The 16,429-nt window shown below is 44.1% G+C and carries 19 protein-coding genes; 3 read left to right on the forward strand and 16 right to left on the reverse strand.

Annotated elements, in window-relative coordinates; translation table 11 throughout:
• Window positions 1–11 precede the first annotated feature (11 nt).
• The 3 genes from MMA19_RS18315 to MMA19_RS18325 form a co-directional block, all read right to left on the reverse strand.
• A complete protein-coding gene (locus tag MMA19_RS18315; RefSeq protein ID WP_240206902.1) occupies window positions 12–1,016 on the reverse strand; it encodes a LacI family DNA-binding transcriptional regulator in 1,005 nt (334 codons plus the stop codon).
• A 38-nt stretch (window positions 1,017–1,054) separates the two neighbouring features.
• Complete coding sequence (locus MMA19_RS18320; protein ID WP_240206903.1) at window positions 1,055–2,275, reverse strand: DEAD/DEAH box helicase; 1,221 nt, start codon at window positions 2,273–2,275, stop codon at window positions 1,055–1,057.
• A 162-nt stretch (window positions 2,276–2,437) separates the two neighbouring features.
• Entirely contained in the window at window positions 2,438–2,938 is a 501-nt protein-coding gene (locus MMA19_RS18325) for a DUF3332 domain-containing protein (protein ID WP_096443200.1), read from the reverse strand.
• Window positions 2,939–2,978: 40 nt separating this feature from the next.
• On the opposite strand from MMA19_RS18325, the gene MMA19_RS18330 reads away from it, so the two are divergent.
• Window positions 2,979–3,158 carry a hypothetical protein gene (locus MMA19_RS18330; protein WP_240206905.1) on the forward strand — a complete coding sequence of 60 codons (180 nt, stop codon included), beginning with the start codon at window positions 2,979–2,981 and terminating at the stop codon, window positions 3,156–3,158.
• Between the two features lie 157 nt (window positions 3,159–3,315).
• Here MMA19_RS18330 and MMA19_RS18335 read toward each other — a convergent pair whose 3' ends face one another.
• The 7 genes from MMA19_RS18335 to MMA19_RS18365 all read right to left on the reverse strand — a co-directional run bounded on the left by MMA19_RS18335 (window position 3,316) and on the right by MMA19_RS18365 (window position 10,504).
• Window positions 3,316–4,662 carry a magnesium transporter gene (locus tag MMA19_RS18335; protein WP_038229294.1) on the reverse strand — a complete coding sequence of 449 codons (1,347 nt, stop codon included), beginning with the start codon at window positions 4,660–4,662 and terminating at the stop codon, window positions 3,316–3,318.
• A 238-nt stretch (window positions 4,663–4,900) separates the two neighbouring features.
• A complete protein-coding gene (locus tag MMA19_RS18340) occupies window positions 4,901–5,674 on the reverse strand; it encodes an IclR family transcriptional regulator (RefSeq protein WP_006069886.1) in 774 nt (257 codons plus the stop codon).
• 11 nt (window positions 5,675–5,685) lie between these two features.
• The gene (locus MMA19_RS18345; protein WP_031496093.1) at window positions 5,686–6,993 is read right to left on the reverse strand and encodes a TRAP transporter large permease; all 1,308 of its coding nucleotides are present in this window, start codon (window positions 6,991–6,993) and stop codon (window positions 5,686–5,688) included.
• Between the two features lie 4 nt (window positions 6,994–6,997).
• Complete coding sequence (locus MMA19_RS18350; protein ID WP_240206906.1) at window positions 6,998–7,507, reverse strand: TRAP transporter small permease; 510 nt, start codon at window positions 7,505–7,507, stop codon at window positions 6,998–7,000.
• Between the two features lie 53 nt (window positions 7,508–7,560).
• Entirely contained in the window at window positions 7,561–8,544 is a 984-nt protein-coding gene (locus MMA19_RS18355; RefSeq protein WP_006069883.1) for a TRAP transporter substrate-binding protein, read from the reverse strand.
• A 22-nt stretch (window positions 8,545–8,566) separates the two neighbouring features.
• Window positions 8,567–9,400 (reverse strand): 5-dehydro-4-deoxy-D-glucuronate isomerase, encoded by an 834-nt coding sequence (kduI, locus tag MMA19_RS18360; protein ID WP_198558155.1) that lies wholly within the window; start codon window positions 9,398–9,400, stop codon window positions 8,567–8,569.
• Between the two features lie 297 nt (window positions 9,401–9,697).
• Complete coding sequence (locus MMA19_RS18365) at window positions 9,698–10,504, reverse strand: crotonase/enoyl-CoA hydratase family protein (protein ID WP_006069881.1); 807 nt, start codon at window positions 10,502–10,504, stop codon at window positions 9,698–9,700.
• 301 nt (window positions 10,505–10,805) lie between these two features.
• On the opposite strand from MMA19_RS18365, the gene MMA19_RS18370 reads away from it, so the two are divergent.
• Complete coding sequence (locus MMA19_RS18370) at window positions 10,806–11,102, forward strand: hypothetical protein (protein WP_240206907.1); 297 nt, start codon at window positions 10,806–10,808, stop codon at window positions 11,100–11,102.
• A 199-nt stretch (window positions 11,103–11,301) separates the two neighbouring features.
• A complete protein-coding gene (locus MMA19_RS18375; protein ID WP_038167169.1) occupies window positions 11,302–11,544 on the forward strand; it encodes a hypothetical protein in 243 nt (80 codons plus the stop codon).
• A gap of 81 nt (window positions 11,545–11,625) precedes the next feature.
• Here the strand turns inward: MMA19_RS18375 and MMA19_RS18380 are convergent, their stop codons facing one another.
• The 6 genes from MMA19_RS18380 to ribBA form a co-directional block, all read right to left on the reverse strand.
• Window positions 11,626–12,510, reverse strand: a complete 885-nt coding sequence (locus MMA19_RS18380) for an acyltransferase (protein WP_038221894.1) — start codon at window positions 12,508–12,510, stop codon at window positions 11,626–11,628.
• A gap of 129 nt (window positions 12,511–12,639) precedes the next feature.
• Window positions 12,640–13,143, reverse strand: coding sequence for a phosphatidylglycerophosphatase A (pgpA, locus tag MMA19_RS18385; protein WP_171390868.1), 504 nt, complete (start codon window positions 13,141–13,143; stop codon window positions 12,640–12,642).
• Entirely contained in the window at window positions 13,140–14,111 is a 972-nt protein-coding gene (thiL, locus tag MMA19_RS18390; RefSeq protein ID WP_240206909.1) for a thiamine-phosphate kinase, read from the reverse strand. Before thiL ends, pgpA begins: the two co-directional genes overlap by 4 nt.
• A 90-nt stretch (window positions 14,112–14,201) precedes the next feature.
• Window positions 14,202–14,669, reverse strand: a complete 468-nt coding sequence (nusB, locus tag MMA19_RS18395; protein ID WP_006069876.1) for a transcription antitermination factor NusB — start codon at window positions 14,667–14,669, stop codon at window positions 14,202–14,204.
• Window positions 14,669–15,139, reverse strand: a complete 471-nt coding sequence (gene ribE, locus MMA19_RS18400) for a 6,7-dimethyl-8-ribityllumazine synthase (protein WP_004415274.1) — start codon at window positions 15,137–15,139, stop codon at window positions 14,669–14,671. The genes nusB and ribE overlap by 1 nt, the downstream gene beginning before the upstream one ends.
• Before the next feature lie 176 nt (window positions 15,140–15,315).
• On the reverse strand, window positions 15,316–16,425 hold the full coding sequence (gene ribBA / locus MMA19_RS18405; RefSeq protein WP_031493350.1) for a bifunctional 3,4-dihydroxy-2-butanone-4-phosphate synthase/GTP cyclohydrolase II: 1,110 nt from the start codon (window positions 16,423–16,425) through the stop codon (window positions 15,316–15,318).
• Window positions 16,426–16,429: the final 4 nt, after the last annotated feature.

A 16,429-nucleotide genomic window follows, 5' to 3' on the forward strand; every position in this document is an offset into this window, starting at 1 on the left:
TTCATTGATAATTACCTTTTTAACGGCTTGACGGTCTGTCTTTCGACTAAACTGGCTTCAAAACGATGGTTATGGGGAGGAGTATAGGCTGATTTTTTGAGGTTCAGTGCTAGCTTCGTGGCATGCACCGACATCTCGTCGATAGGGTTATGCATTGTGGTTAAACGTGGATAAAGATAGCGTGCCAACAACACATCATCAAAACCCACAATAGACATATCGTCAGGTACTACAACGCCTTGTTCGTAGAGACTCGCCATCAACCCCGCCGCCATGACATCATTAAACGTCACCACAGCAGTAACTTCTGGGCACCGCGCCATCAAAGCCTTTCCTGCCGCTTCACCGCCAGACTCACTGAAATTCTCGTTAATAATCCAGCTAGGCGGTACTTCAATGTTGGCAGATGACATGGCGTCTTTATAGCCTTGAAGGCGATCAGTTCTATCTTCTATCGGCAGGTCGCTGGTGACGTAGGCTATCTTGCGATGACCTAAAGCAATCAAATGCTCCACCGAGACCTTTGCTCCAGCGCGATTATCCACCCATACCGAGCGATTCGAGATCTGTGGAATAGTGCGATTGAGTAGAACCATAGAGGGAGCTTGGGCAGCGTAGCGGAGCAAAGTGGCATCATCAAGCATTTTGGCATGCACAACCATAGCTTCGCAGCCTTGGCTGATAAGAAAGTCCAAGCCTTCTTTTTCACGTTCCGCATTGTGACCGCCACTCACCACTACCAGTTGATGACCATTAATACGTACCACCTCTTCCACATTTTTGGCGATTAATGCAAAGAAGGGATCAGCCAAGTTACCTGTGAGTAGACCTAGCGTGTTATTGCTTCGTTTCGCTAACGCAGCGGCTCGAGGGTCACGACGATAGTTAAGCGTTTTAATCGCTTTCTCCACCCGCTCCAACGTTACTGGTTCTACGTAGTGTGAGCGATTAATTACCCTCGATACTGTCGCTGTCGAAACCCCTGCTAACTCTGCTACGTCTTTCATGGTTGCCATGACTGTTTTCCTTAACGCTCTCTGTTGCGAACTCGATGCTAACGTTTCTTGCTCTTGAATTGACTCGCACGGGTCTTTTTATTGGTGCGTCGATTGGCTTGCTTATCTCGTTTAGGGCGCTTGCTTTCTCCTGTCGAGGGTTTGTCCGTCACCGGAAAGTCAGCCAGCTCTTCCAACACTAAGCTTCGTGATGTGAGTTGACGAATCGCCTCAAGATATTCGGTTTCACCATGGCAAACTAGTGACAATGCCTGTCCCATTTTTCCTGCTCTGGCGGTGCGCCCAACTCGATGCACGTATACAGATGGGTCACTTGGCAACTCATAATTAATCACGACTGGAAGATCATCTACATGGATCCCTCGAGCTAAAATATCGGTAGCAATCAGTACTTGAATCTCACCTTGTTTGAAGGCCTGTAAGGTACGTTCACGCTCCGTTTGCTCCTTATTACCATGTAAGGCGCCACTAGTAATACCTGCTTTATTCAACTTCTTACAAAGCGCATCGGCATTGTCTCGTGCACCAATAAACACCAACACCTGAGGCCATTGATACTCAGTAATTTTCTTAATCAGCACATTGGCTTTACTGCCTTTATTTACCAAATACAATGTCTCTGCAATCTGCTCCACCACACTATTGGTTTTATTGGCTACAACTCTGATTGGATTGTTAAGCAAAGTCGTGACTTTTGCTTCCAATTGTTCTGGTAGCGTTGCTGAGAACATTAAGGTTTGTTTTCTGTGGCTCAATCCATTGAGTATACTCTGAATGTCTGGCCAAAAACCCATATCGAGTAAACGGTCAACTTCATCAAGCACCACAGTTTCAATACGTTGAGTGTCCACCAGCTGTTTATTCATGATATCGAGCAAACGTCCTGGTGTTGCCACTACAATCTCTGGAGCAGCATTTAGCTGACCCACCTGCGGCTCTACATCCTCGCCGCCGCAAACCACAGCGACTGAATAACCTAATAGAGCGACGATAGGATCGATGGTCTCTGTTACCTGTTTCGCCAATTCACGCGTAGGCACTAGTATCAAGGCTTGCTTTATCTCGTTGTTAAGCAACTGCTCTATCAGCCCAAGACCAAAGGCTAAGGTCTTACCGCTGCCAGTTTGTGCAAGAGCCAAGACATCGTGCTGTGCGGTAATTGCAGGAATAGCGAGGGTTTGAATATGAGTAGCATGAGAGAATTCACTAGGAATGGCATCAATTAATGCCGAGCTTAACGTTAACTCAGAAAAAGACATGATAGGTTTACACGATCGCAGAAATATGTGCGGATGATAGGAGGAAAGCGTGTGGAACTCCAGTTTCTGCATCAATAAAAGTGTTGATAGTTGAAGTGTTAAGTTGGTAAGCGGCTGGCAAAAACAAGCCTGCTCGAATCAATGAGCAGGCTCTGATAACAGTTAAGACGCCGTTGCGTACTGTTCTAGTTCTGCGTGGGATGCAGTAGTAATGAACTCGCCATCTAGGTAGAAATCAACAGAATCTTTACCGCTCACCCCTACAAGTGTGCGTGCCTTGCCAGAATCATCAATGAAGTCCATCTGTGTTGTATTGTCATCTAGCTTAGATAACTTAACAGGTGCGGTAGAGAGCTTCTTTCCTACCTTGTGGTTTACTTTGATGTACGCTTCAGCAGGAGTGTCCGCTACCGCCTTTTTCTTAGTTAGTGGGTTGGTACCAGTCCAGAACTCAATAGAGTTAATCACGAATAGATCCGCTGCCGCTGTAATGGCATAAACTGGTGACATCAAAGTGTATAGGCCAGCACGAGCATAACGGTTGTCCACACCTTTTAGGTTAACTTCATACATCACCATACTCGTTGTTGCCATTTGGCCAATACAGCCAGTTAGCATAGTAGACATTAGTGCAGCAGCAATCGTGGTTTTAATTAGTTTCATTTGTTTCGCGATCCTCTCGCATCATCACGATAGATAAATGATGAGCAAGTTGATTAAAGTGGATTATTACAGGAGAGGCGCCAGGCGAGCGGCTCATCCCATTCACACCATTAATAAAATGGCGCGCGATTATAGCCAGACTTTAGAGCATCGCAAGCACTTAAAAACTAGAGATTTATTGGTAAAAACAAAAGAATTAGAAAGAGAAGAGCCCAAATAGCCAGAACAATGTCAAACAGGATGAATTTACATTTATATTCAAATAATTACAAAACAAAAAAGGCTCAATTAAAATCTGGAAAAGGGAAGATTTTTCGTTTTAAAATCATAAAAAAAGAGGGTTGCAGTCCAATTCTTACAACCCTCTTAATGAAGACTTACAACATGACTAGGCTTGCGGTACCAAGGAACGCAAAGAAGCCGACCACATCGGTAACCGTCGTTAATATGACTGAACCCGCTAAAGCAGGATCAAGCTTGAGCTTATCCAGAACTAAAGGAATCAAGACACCAAACAACGCTGCTGTGATGATATTGACGACGATAGCCAACGCTATGGTCGCACCAAGGATCGAAGACTGGAACCACAATCCAGCCATCGCACCTATGATGATCGCCCACAGTAGCCCGTTAATTGCACCAATGCCCAACTCATTCTTGATAAGGGCAAATCGGTTACCGGAGGTAATCTGGTTGAGAGCCATAGAACGCACGATCAAAGTTAGTGTCTGGCTTCCTGCGATCCCACCCATAGAACCGACAATAGGCATAAGGATCGCAAGGGCAACAACCTGCGAAATGACGTTTTCAAACAAGCCAATTGTCACTGAAGCTAAAATAGCGGTAAGCAAGTTAATCCCCAACCAAACCCCACGCTTTTGCGAACTTTTCAATACTGGTGCGAAGAGGTCATCGCCTTCATCCATACCCGTACCGGCCATTAAACGCGTCTCGTAGATTTCTCGTTGCGTGCTAAGAGCAAACTTCCAGTCAATCTCCCCTACCAACAATTTACGTTCATCCAGAATAGGCAATGCACTGAAGGAGGAACGCTCCATTGCTTCCACCGATTCGGCCAATGTTAGCTTTGCACTAAGCGTGGTGACGTGCTCCAAAACCAATTGTTTGATTCGCGTTTTAGGATCACTTTTTAAGACATCGCTATAATCCACCATCCCACGAAAACGTTTTTGCTTATCAATTAGATAGATATGCTCTGGCTGCTCATAATTGTATTTATCAATCAACAGCTTGGCTCTGTCTACTGAGATACTAAAAGGAATCGTAATGACTTTCCTATCTGCCCAGCGGCCAATCTGATCTTCTTCATATTCATTGGCTTGGTCATAAAGCTCTAGCTCATCCTTTTCAAGTAAAGAGATAGCTTCGGCAATGATGTCATCAGGCAGTGAGTCCGCCCACTCGATAAGCGAAAGGTTATCCAACTTCGCCAGCGTAAGCTTAAGCTCAGTTTCCGATAACGCATCCAGAATAGAAACACGTACTTCCGCACGAGTCTCTGTGAGCACTTCGATATGCATTTCCAGCGGCAACTCACGCCACAAACGAACCCTTTGCTCTATAGGAAAGGCTTCCAATATCAATCCCACCGACGACGACTCCATCCCCTGCTCTATAAGTTCATTAAGCACACTTGGTTGCTCATGCTCCTCAGCTTGAGAGATTTGTTCGATTTGTATGGATAGATCTTGGAATTCGCTCACTCGTGGCTCCACATGGTGCTATACGTTGTTAGTCTCGTAAATTTTTTCGATAAATTAGCGCGTTAGAGTTGAAAAACTCTGTGATAAATGTGCTGAATAGAAAGAGGAAATCTTAGCTTGTCACAGATGAATAATCTAGCGTGGTCTTGATGAATTCAGAGGCATTATTGAACAATTAGACCTAAGAAGAGTAAAGGCATGTCGCTATCTATGAAATAACCACACGCCTTTGAAAGTATTACACTTGAGGCGTTAACTGATGACTGATTGATTGGCAAATAGCGACTAACTCGTTCTTTGTCGTTTCAATACTATCTACAGCATGATGAACTGCATCAGAGTCTAAAGTGACATATGGAACAGTCAACACAGCCAACATCTCACTGCCCGTAAAGATCGGCACACTGATATTAGTAATACCCGAAATTTGTGGACTGGGACCAATAAAGTAACCTTGATTCTTGGTCTGATTGAGTAAAGCGTTCGCTTGTTCTATTTCGTAATCAGTTGCACCACTCTGCTTGAGTATTTTCTCTCTTTTGAGCTCATCACTAAAGCTCAACAGTACGATTCCAGAGCCGGATGAACATACGTCTAACTTAGCGCCAATCTTAAGGCTAAAGCCCATCTTATATGGACTCTCTTCCCTTCCGATCACCACCAGATGCTGATTGTCATACCATGAAACATGGCATGATTGATTGACTTTTTCACTCACCATTTTCATTAATGGCTTGGCGATATTTAACAGTTGAGACTGAGGTGGATATTGATTAGCAACGGTAAACATTTGCATAGAAAACATATATTTACCGCTATCTTCATTAAAGGTCACATAACCACGACGAGCCAATACAGAGAGTACTCGGAAAATCTCTCCCACACTACGACCGACCATCTCTGCGATCTGTTTCTTTGACATGGGTTCAGCTGAACTTGCTAGCAACTCCAGTATATCCAACCCTTTCTCTAAGGCTGGGGCGTTATACTCCTGCCGAACAACTTTTTCCAAGTACCTGCTCCTTATTTCACTAAGCCCATCATTTGTGGGATCGTCATCGAAATTGCCGGGATATAAGTCACTGCCATTAGTACTAAAAATATCACCGCAAAGAATGGTAGCAGCGTTTTGATCACATGGTCAATTTTGATATCGCTAACCTTACAACCAGTAAATAGTATTGGTCCAACTGGTGGTGTTATGGTGCCAAGTGACAAGTTAAACACCAACAAAATACCAAACTGGACTGGATCCATACCCAAATTCATACAAATCGGTAGAAAGATGGGTGTGAAAATTAATACCGCTGGCGTGGGATCCATAAAGGTCCCTACAAACAATAAAATCACATTGATGATTAGAAGAATCACAATCGGGTTATCGGTTAACGACAACAAAGCATCGGCTATAGCTCCAGGAATTTGCGTAAACGCCATTACCCACGACATGATTGACGAAGCGGCTATCATAAAGATGACGATCGCGGTTAACTTGGCAGTCGACAACAAAATACTTGGGAGCTGCTCAACTTTCAGAGCCTTGTATATAAACCCAAGTGCCAAAGAGTAAACAACCGCAATAGCTGAAGCTTCTGTCGGTGTAAAGATGCCTGCGAGAATACCTCCTATCACTACCACCACTAATGACAAACTAGGTATTGCATCAATAAATAGTTTGGCGCGCTCAGAAAGGCTCATCACATGTTTCGACATATATCCACGGCGGTAGGCCATAAACCCTGCCACTAGCATAACGCCACCACCCCAGAGTAAGCCGGGCAAATAACCGCCCATAAAGAGTGCTGAAATAGATACCGAACCAGCGACTGTCGCATAAACAATTAACGTGTTACTTGGCGGAATCAACATTCCAGTTGGAGCAGATGCAATATTTACCGCTGTTCTAAATGGCGAGTCGTACCCTTCCTTCTCTTGAATAGGGTTCATAATTCCACCAATCGCCGCTGCCGAAGCAACGCCAGAGCCACTGATTGAACCAAACAACATATTGGAGACCACATTAGTTTGGGCTAATGCTCCAGGAAAATAACCCGTTACTATGCGCGAGCAATTAATGAGTCGTATGGCTATGCCACCGTTATTCATAATATTGCCCGCTAAAATGAAAAACGGTATCGCTAGTAATGCAAAACTATCCAAACCCGTGAACATTCGTTGGGCGGCTGTCGTCGTAGCGCCTGCTAAAGGCAGAATACTGACCATGGCAACAAATGAAGGCAATCCAATACTAATACCTATCGGCGCACCTAAAACGAGTAGAATGATAGCGCCGCCGAACATAATAAGGGCAGCGAGGGTAGCAGCATCCATATGTCTATCCTTTTACACTAAGTTGCTGAAACTGATGTATTAGTTTCAGTTGGTTGATAACGAAATAAACAAGAATAAGCACTCCGGCGATAGGTAATGCCGAGTAAATAACACCCATTGGCACTTCTAAGGCCGAATCTAACTGCCACATTTGACGAACGGACGCTTTGAATCCGCCTTGCCACATAACCACGAAAGCAAATATAGCGATTGTCCATTCAGTGAAAATATCAACCAGTATGCCTATTTTCGGCGAGAACTTATCTCGTACATAGGTAATAGCCATATGTTCTCTCAAGCCAAACACATAAGCCCCACCAATCAACACCAACCAGACAAACATGTATCGTGACAGCACTTCACTCATCGCACTTGGACTATTGAAGACATAACGAGTAACGACCTGATAAGTAACAAGAACTGTCAAGAATGCCATAATAGCGATACAAGCTCGTTCCACTACCCAGTCGATGATTTTCTTGAACTTATCTGTCCAGACTAACAACTTTTCCACTAGACTTTTCCTTGCAAAAAAGGAGTTAGGCTTGGCGCCTAACTCCTTCTTAATTAGCTCAGTTCACTGATCGCCTTAGTTAATTCTTTCTGTGCGTCAGTTTTAATCAATTTTTGCTGTAGAGGTTTGCAGCTTTCTTGGAATTGTCTCACGTCGACATCAATAAAGGTCGCACCATTCTCCTCCGCTAACGCACGAGCCTTACCAATTTGAGCATTCCATTTAGCAAACTCGTCAACAGTCGACTCTTTAGCTAAACGACGAATAGTCGCTTGGTCTTCCTTCGACATTGAATTGATGAAGTCGTCGCTGATAACGACTAAGTCAGGCACCATCAAGTGAGAAGTTTTGCTAAAGTAAGGAGCCACTTCATAGTGCTTCATATCAGCATAAGTAATTTCATTATTCTCACCACCGTCAAGGACACCTTGTTGAACCGCAGTATACACTTCACCTTGACTCATCGGCACACCAGTGCCACCCATGCACCCTAGCATCTCTACCATAGTATTCGACTGCATCACGCGGATTTTCTGACCTTTCATATCCTCGACTGACTTAACGTTATGCCCCTTGGTATAAACGTTACGAGAACCAGCGGTATAAGCCGTCAATACTTCAAAACCAAACTTTTTGGTAGAGGCAAATAGCTTGTCTAGAGCTCCGGAAGTAAACACTTTTTCTTGATGCTCAATACCGGTATAAGCGAAAGGCATGCCGATTGCAGTGAAGGTATTGTCATAGTTTTCTACCAACGGGTTTGCTACCACTGCCATTTGCACTGCGCCAGCTTGAACCAGCTCCAACGACGCACGTTGATCGCCGAGCAGTGCATTGGGATAAATAGTAACTTTGTAACGACCATCCGTTTCCGCTTCTAACTGTTTACCAAACTCTTCCAAAGCCAGATATTGAGGGTGCTTGTCAGATTGGTTAAATGCCGCTTTGATTTCCGTTGCTGCAAATGTCATTGATGATACTGTGACTGCTGCGCCCGCTACGGTAGTAAGAAGTACATTTTTCAGAGTTTTGTTCATGTTAATTTCCTATTAGTATCAACTAAGCCAATGTATCCATTGGAATAAAGTCCATATCGTCGAATGTTTGATTTTCACCTAACATTCCCCAAACAAAGCTATAGTTTTGCGTACCACACCCCGAATGAATCGACCAACTTGGTGACAGTACGAGTTGTTTATCTCTAACTAGAATGTGACGAGTTTCGGTAGGTTCGCCCATCATATGAAACACGGCTTGTTCTGGCTTGATATTGAAATACACATACGCTTCCATTCGACGTTCGTGAGTATGTGCAGGCATCGTGTTCCAAACGCTACCCGGTGCTAAATGAGTGATTCCTAAACATAGCTGACAGGTTTCTATCACATCCGGATGCAGGTATTGGTTAATGACGCGTTGGTTTGCCGTCTCTATTGAACCAAGTTCTACCACGCGAGCCTCACTCTGAGGAATTACCCTTGTGGGTAGCGATTTGTGCGCTGGTGCACTTAATCCGTAGACTGTCGCGTTACCTTCTACTTTCTCTATCTCAATTGTCTTTGAGCCTAGGCCGACATAAAGCACATCCATAGCATTTAAATGGAACGTTTTTGCATCTACGGTTACTTTTACAGCTCCTTCTAAGCAAGCTAACCCAAGCTCTCTTCGCTCAAGAAAAAACTCGGTCCCGAACGACTTACTATCTATCCACTCCTCTAAAATCAATGGTTTATCTTGAGGACAAATTCCTAAAGCAACCGCTCGGTCAATATGGCTATACGCTACCGATACCCGAGATGGTATGAATAGCTCGTCGATCAAGAACTCATCACGCAGTTGTGCAGTGGAGTACTTTTTCACGTCTCTAGGGTTCGCTGAATACTTCGTTAACATAACTTTCCTTAACCGTAATTTATGCTTTTAATAGTAACAATCGTTCTTATATGATCAATACCATTCACATATGAACAACCGTAGACGTGATCACTGATCCTTAAAATTAGAAAATTAACGGTTAAATCTTGAACTAGATCTGGTTTTGAAACTGCGTTTTAAAAACACAAAGAGAGGTATTTGATGTGAGTAAATTAACTTTGAATATTAAGCAGAGATGAACTCAATGGGCGTGGCTGGCTAGAGCACAGCCACGTTACATTGATCATAAAAAGTGGTGAGCGTAAATAGTTGAACTTACCAGTGACGCTGTCTTGGCTCGAATTGTGGTGATGTTTTCTTTTTCAAAGCCTGTTGTACGCGAACAAAATTTCTCCCCAGCATAATGCGTATCTGGCTATAAGTTTCATACGCCAAAAGTTTCCATGCAGGTGCGGTCCAATAGCGAGTGTACATATGCTTCATAGCGGCGGTCACATCTGGGGATTTTTGGGCGATTTGAGTACAAAGTGTCAATGCCTCTTTCATAGGATCATCGCTGACTTCGGTCACTAATCCCATAGATAATGCAGCCTTAGCGTCAAGTTCTGTAGCGCATATCGAGATTCGCATCGCTTGGTCCTTCGGCATGATTTCTCTAAGAGCAATGGATCCCGCCATATCTGAGGTTAATCCCATCCGCGACTCCATGATTGAAAGGTTGGCATTAGGCGCACAGAATCTAAAATCGGCCCCTAGCGCGATTTGCATACCCGCTCCCCAGCAATATCCTTCGATTACAGCAATAACAGGAACGGATAGCTTTCGCCAATTACTGCTTACTTGCTGTGCACGATTTGATTGGCCAGGAAGCCACTTAAACAAGAGTCTTGCAGCAAAGCTCTTGTTTTTCATCATAGATTTGAAATCGAGTCCTGAGCTAAAGTTGCCTTCACTTCCCGTCAGGATAACTGCCCTCAGCGTTCGGTCGTTACGAAGCGCTTTGCTCACATGAATCAACTCATTAAACATAATCATGTCGACACCATTAAGCTTATCCGCCCTGTTTAAGCGTACAGTCACGACGTGCTCGTCCCTAGTTACTTTAATGCGTTGATAATCCATCCTTGTATCCTCTATCTAATCGTCTATCGCATCCGATATGCGAACTCTAATAGTTATCTCAAAGTGTAGTCGGCAAACCATCACAATTAGAATCAATACTCTAAAATGAGAGGTCATCACGAAAAAAGCTAGATACTTGGATCCATGGTGTTAAGCGAGTAATTGTGAGCGAGGTTCATTCTTAACAATATTAATTTATAGAATTATGAGATTGCTCTAATTAGCCGTCGAGTATTCTTGTGAACAGCGACTAGAGTGTTTGAATATCTTAGACGTAACGGATAATTAGGAAGTACTGTCCATGATTAAGGAAAATCAATCACGCTCTAAACACCAATCCAAAGCTAATAAGCTCTCTGAAAACAGTCGTGACCCTTTATGGCTTACTGTCAGCTACACCGTCTTTACCTACCTAATTCTTAGCTACGTACTACCTCATTATGTAGGAACAGAAACTGCTGTCGGCACGGCGCTTGTTGGGCTTCTTGCCGAATATGCACTGTATGTTTCTTCACTTTGGCTATTACCAGAGCTGATCGCTCTATTAAGATCTTTCAAATCAGAGTCCGACATAGAAACCGTACAGAAAACCATTTAACTCAAACGTTATATCACTCGCAAAAAACTATTTTAATGATTAAGTATTAACCAAATAAAAATAAGTTCGCACGTTTACAATAGGTTACGACTGGCACGTTAATGGCCCCAAAAAACTGTGAGCAAGATCAACTTGATCCTGTAAATTCATAGTGTTACTGTGGCTCTGATGACGAAAATATGACCACAAGGAGTGTGCTTTGCCGAATATTCAAGTGAGTCGTTGGCGTGTTGAATCCTGTCCAGAATCATTGGAACAGAAAATCATCTCTGCCGTCGCCTACCAAGAAATGAAGGGAACTATTTCTGATTTTGAGTTGTGTCAGATATTCGGAGAAACCGTTTGGAAGAGCGGAGAGAATTACCATACACATGCTGTTTCTGTGTTAATCAATGAAGCAGAAAGGTGCTGTAGAGTCATTCCAAGACTACCGGTTGGGTAGTCTGCATTGATAACCTAATGTATTGATATTAAAAAGGGTCTACCAACTGGTAGACCCTTTTTGTATTCTTGTTACTTATTATTAGCTCTGCGAATAGATAGCTTCCAATTTTTCATCTTTGCGTTTCCATACATCGTTGAGCCAATTGTGGAAGCGACGTTTGAATACTTTGTCGTTGAAGTAATCACCGTTGAGGTTTTCGTCCATCTGATATACATCGATTTTAACGACAACTTTCGTCAACTTACCCTTCAACAAATCATTAAATGGGTCTTCTCGATTTTCTGGATACGCCAGTGTGATATCAACGACCCCATCCAACAAATGGTTCATGGCGTTAAGTGTGAACGCTACACCACCTGTTTTTGGCTTCAATAGATGTCGATAAGGTGTTTTAACCGTCGCCAACTTTTCTTCGCTATATCGCGTCCCTTCAACAAAGCTGATCATCGTTGTTGGCACGTGCTCAAACTTTTTACAAGCTTTGCGAATCGCATTAAAGTCATCATTGCGTCGTTCGGGGTGCTTAACCAGATAGGCCTGCGAGTGTCGCTTCATAAATGGCATATCCAAGCCCCAACAAGCAAGACCAACAAAAGGCACATACAGTAAGCTTTGTTTTAGTAAAAATTTGCACATTGGCATTCTGTTTTTCATCACGGATGTGATGATAACAATGTCAGCCCAGCTCAAATGGTTAGACAACAACATATACCATTGGTCTGGCGTCAGATCGTCACCACCTTCAACGTCCCATTCAATGTTGTTGTTCAGGTTTAGCAGCCATAAATTAATCGTCGCCCAAAGCCACATCTGTTTGTTAGATAGGCTGGTCATCAATGTCTGAACGAATTTCAGTGGCAGTAGTAATTTGATGATCGAGAATGTGCAAACTACGAATGCAGTCACAGCCGTATTTGCCATTACTAGAAAAGAATTGATGAAGAGACGTAGATTGCTGAACATACCAATTGTTACAAAACTAAAAGAGGCCGCAATCATAGCAACTTTTGACTAAACGTATAGTAAAGCTTTGTCATTCAAACGTGCCTTTCGAAAGGCACGTTTATTTTATTGTTTAATTACAATGTGTTATTAAACCCAACCCGCTAGTCGTCCGACCAGGTAAAGTGAAATACCGGCCATCACACCCGCTACAATGTCGTCAATCATGATACCTAAGCCACCATGAACACGCTTATCGAGCCAACCGATTGGCCATGGTTTTACCATATCGAAGAAACGGAATAGCACAAAGCCTGTCAGTAACCATTTCCAATCGTCAATCGGCAATTTGAGTGCCGGGACTATCGCCATGGTGATCCAAAATCCAGCGAACTCATCCCATACGATGGAGCCATGATCGTGTACGCCCATATCATCTGAGGTCACTTGGCAGATTTTGATACCGATAATACAAGACAGTAAAACCGCGATAAGATACATGCTCAAAGGCAATTGTGCTAACAGTAGATATAAAGGAATCGCTGCCAGTGTACCCATAGTACCGGGTACAACAGGCGATAGACCACTGCCAAAGCCAGTCGCAAGCAAATGCCAAGGGTTTTTCAAAGAGATTAAGTCAAGGGGGTTACTCATTGGCTCACCTTAAAGTGGTCGAATCCACCCAACTGCCAGTCAAGTGGTTGGTCGTTAGAATGTAGATCAAGATAGCCTGTGCCCGTTATTTGTCCAATACAGGTAAATGGCGTATTTGATAGCGCGATCTCAAGTTGCCCTCTGTTGGCTTCCGGCACCGTAAAGCAGAGTTCATACTCTTCTCCGCTAGTTAATGCGTACTGCTTTGCGATGTCATCAGACTCCACGAACTGCTTGAGTTCAGACGAAACAGGCAGCAAGTCGACATCAATACGAGCGCCAACGTCTGAGCGCTTTAAAATATGCCCTAAGTCAGAAATAAGGCCATCAGAGATATCAATCGCAGCAGAAGCGATATCGCGAAGCGTAATGCCTGCAAGCACTCTCGGCGTCGCCTCAAAGTGGCGCTTTTCTAGCACGCGGTTGAGCTCGGTATTCGCGCTGATATTTTTTTCCAGAATCACATCAAGGCCGGCTTTGGCATCACCGAGGTGACCTGTCACATATACCCAGTCTCCAGAACTTGCCCCACTTCGAGTCAAAGCTTTGCCTTGTGGCAGTGTGCCTTGCACAGTAAGAGTAATCGCCAGCGGTCCTTTTGTGGTGTCGCCGCCGATGAGCTGGATACCGTAGTAGTCTGCTAACGAGAAAAACGCATTGCAAAAACGCTCAAGCCAGCGTTCGTTCACTTCTGGTAATGAAATCCCCATGGAGACCCAAGCAGGTGATGCACCCATTGCAGCTAAATCACTGATATTCGAGGCAAGTGCCTTATGTGCAATCCAAGCCGGATCGGCGTCAGCGAGAAAGTGGGTACCGGAAACTAAGGTATCAGTGCTAATGGCGATGTGACTGTCAGCTGGAGGGGCGACAATGGCACAATCATCACCTTGTGCTAAAACCACGTCTTTGCGTTGCTGCTGTTTATGCGCGAAGTACTTGTCGATTAAACTAAATTCACCGGACATCTTGTAGGCTTTGTGCTGGAAAGGTGAGAAGAGTATATAAAAAAGGCCAGCAATTTGCTGACCTTTTTACGAATAGACAAACGTTAATCGTTACTTTTTGCGAACGTGAGGTGCTGCTTTATCTAGAACACCATTAACGAACTTGTGGCTGTCTTCTGCTGCGAATACTTTCGCAAGCTCAATAGCTTCGTTGATAACCACTTTGTAAGGTACGTCTTCGCGGCTCGTCATTTCGTACATAGCTAGACGAAGAAGCGCAAGCTCCATCATGTCTAGATCTTGCATTGGACGAGAAACGAACGGACGTAACTTGCTGTCTAGTTCCGTGTGATTCAACGCGACACCCGTGAGCAAATCACGGAAATATACAACGTCAGTCTCTGGCGCAGTCAACGCAGGCTCAGCAGCATGATGTTCTTCTTCATCATACTTACCACCTGATAAGAACTGTTCTTCAACAGTGGCAACATTTTCTTTAGTAATTTGCCAAGAATAAATTGCTTGCAGAGCAAATTGACGTGCATTACGACGTGCGGCTGGTTTCACACTGGCCCCCATTAGGAATCGATTTCAGAAAGAACGTTGATCATTTCAAGCGCGCTTAGTGCAGCCTCTGCACCTTTATTACCAGCCTTGGTTCCGGCACGCTCAATTGCTTGATCGATAGTATCAACAGTCAATACACCAAATGCTACTGGTAGGCTATATTCCAGAGACACTTGCGCAAGACCTTTATTACACTCACTACAAACATAGTCGAAATGTGGTGTACCGCCACGAATTACTGTACCCAAAGACACGATTGCATCAAACTTACCTGTTTTAGCAACTCGCTGAGCAACCAATGGTAGCTCTACCGCACCAGGGCAGCGAACAACAGTGATGTTGTCTTCACTTACTTGGCCGTGACGTTTTAAAGTATCGATAGCACCAGATAATAGGCTTTCATTGATAAAACTATTGAAACGAGAAATTACAATAGCAATCTTTGCGTTCGGTGCTGGGAAGCCACCCTCGATAACTTTCATATGCTTTCCTTATAAACTATGTTCATCGCGCGAGAATCGCCGGATTCTAGCACAACTCAATTATTAATATCCACCGCTAACTTTAGTCAAACACTGCTTTCACAATACTTGAAATCGGTTGCGGCGCGACGAAAAAGAAAAAGCCTTTGCGTTTCATAAGCAAAGGCTTGGATTAATTACTCAGTAATGTATTCCGTGACACTCAGACCAAAGCCACCCAGTGCGTGATACTTTTTATCCGCCGAAGACAGAAGCTTCATTTCATGTACACCAAGATCCGCGAGAATCTGCGACCCTACGCCTACTCGGCGTGATGTGCCTTGTTTTTTAGCCATGGTCGGTGCTGAGCCATTGTCTTGTTGCTCGAATACCTTGATCTTGTGAACAATAGCCTCAGTGCTTTCTTCATTACCAAGAATCACCAGTACACCACCTTCTTTTCCAATGCGCTTCATCGCTTTGTCCAAAGTCCAGCTGCGATCGGAGTTTCTATTTGAGCGTAAAATATCAGTGAAGGTGTCTTGCAAATGCACGCGAACTAATGGAGTGCTAGCCGTCAAATCACCAGCACACATCGCGTAGTGGATTTGATTGTCGATAGTATCACGGTAGGTCACTAGCTCAAAGTCACCAAATTCAGTCGGCAAATGACACGCAGCAACGCGCTCAATTGTGGTCTCGTTATTGTTACGATACTCGATAAGGTCGGCAATCGTTCCGAGCTTAATGTTGTGTTTTTCGGCGAAAATCTCTAAGTCGGGACGACGCGACATAGTGCCATCGTCATTAAGAATCTCGACAATCACAGAAGCAGGCTCAAAACCCGCGAGTTTTGCCAGATCGCAGCCAGCTTCAGTATGACCAGCGCGAGTTAACACACCACCATCTTGAGCCGCCAGTGGGAAAATGTGTCCTGGTTGTACTAGGTCTGCAGCCTTTGCGTCTTTTGCAACTGCGGCCTGAACTGTACGTGCGCGATCTGCCGCAGAGATACCAGTGGTTACGCCTTCCGCAGCTTCAATAGACACAGTAAAGTTAGTGGTGTACTGCGCGTTGTTGTCTTGAACCATAGGTGGTAAGCCTAGTGCTTCACAACGGCTCTTTGTCATGGTTAAGCAGATCAATCCACGTCCATGAGTCGCCATAAAGTTAATGGCTTCTGGTGTGATATGTTCAGCGGCCATAATAAGGTCACCTTCATTCTCACGGTCTTCATCGTCCATTAGGATAACCATTTTCCCAAGGCGAATGTCTTCAATGATTTCTTGCGGCGTACTAATTGGCATTTCA

This window comes from Vibrio sp. CyArs1 (assembly GCF_022432925.1).
GTDB lineage: Bacteria > Pseudomonadota > Gammaproteobacteria > Enterobacterales > Vibrionaceae > Vibrio > Vibrio mediterranei.

Excerpts from the sequence above, each read along its gene's own strand:
- MMA19_RS18315 (WP_240206902.1), bottom strand. The coding sequence starts at position 1,016 with ATGGCAACCATGAAAGACGTAGCAGAGTTAGCAGGGGTTTCGACAGCG.
- MMA19_RS18320 (WP_240206903.1), bottom strand. The coding sequence starts at position 2,275 with ATGTCTTTTTCTGAGTTAACGTTAAGCTCGGCATTAATTGATGCCATT.
- MMA19_RS18325 (WP_096443200.1), bottom strand. The coding sequence starts at position 2,938 with ATGAAACTAATTAAAACCACGATTGCTGCTGCACTAATGTCTACTATG.
- MMA19_RS18330 (WP_240206905.1), top strand. The coding sequence starts at position 2,979 with ATGAGCAAGTTGATTAAAGTGGATTATTACAGGAGAGGCGCCAGGCGA.
- MMA19_RS18345 (WP_031496093.1), bottom strand. The coding sequence starts at position 6,993 with ATGGATGCTGCTACCCTCGCTGCCCTTATTATGTTCGGCGGCGCTATC.
- MMA19_RS18355 (WP_006069883.1), bottom strand. The coding sequence starts at position 8,544 with ATGAACAAAACTCTGAAAAATGTACTTCTTACTACCGTAGCGGGCGCA.
- kduI (WP_198558155.1), bottom strand. The coding sequence starts at position 9,400 with ATGTTAACGAAGTATTCAGCGAACCCTAGAGACGTGAAAAAGTACTCC.
- MMA19_RS18365 (WP_006069881.1), bottom strand. The coding sequence starts at position 10,504 with ATGGATTATCAACGCATTAAAGTAACTAGGGACGAGCACGTCGTGACT.
- MMA19_RS18370 (WP_240206907.1), top strand. The coding sequence starts at position 10,806 with ATGATTAAGGAAAATCAATCACGCTCTAAACACCAATCCAAAGCTAAT.
- MMA19_RS18380 (WP_038221894.1), bottom strand. The coding sequence starts at position 12,510 with ATGTTCAGCAATCTACGTCTCTTCATCAATTCTTTTCTAGTAATGGCA.
- pgpA (WP_171390868.1), bottom strand. The coding sequence starts at position 13,143 with ATGAGTAACCCCCTTGACTTAATCTCTTTGAAAAACCCTTGGCATTTG.
- thiL (WP_240206909.1), bottom strand. The coding sequence starts at position 14,111 with ATGTCCGGTGAATTTAGTTTAATCGACAAGTACTTCGCGCATAAACAG.
- nusB (WP_006069876.1), bottom strand. The coding sequence starts at position 14,669 with ATGGGGGCCAGTGTGAAACCAGCCGCACGTCGTAATGCACGTCAATTT.
- ribE (WP_004415274.1), bottom strand. The coding sequence starts at position 15,139 with ATGAAAGTTATCGAGGGTGGCTTCCCAGCACCGAACGCAAAGATTGCT.
- ribBA (WP_031493350.1), bottom strand. The coding sequence starts at position 16,425 with ATGCCAATTAGTACGCCGCAAGAAATCATTGAAGACATTCGCCTTGGG.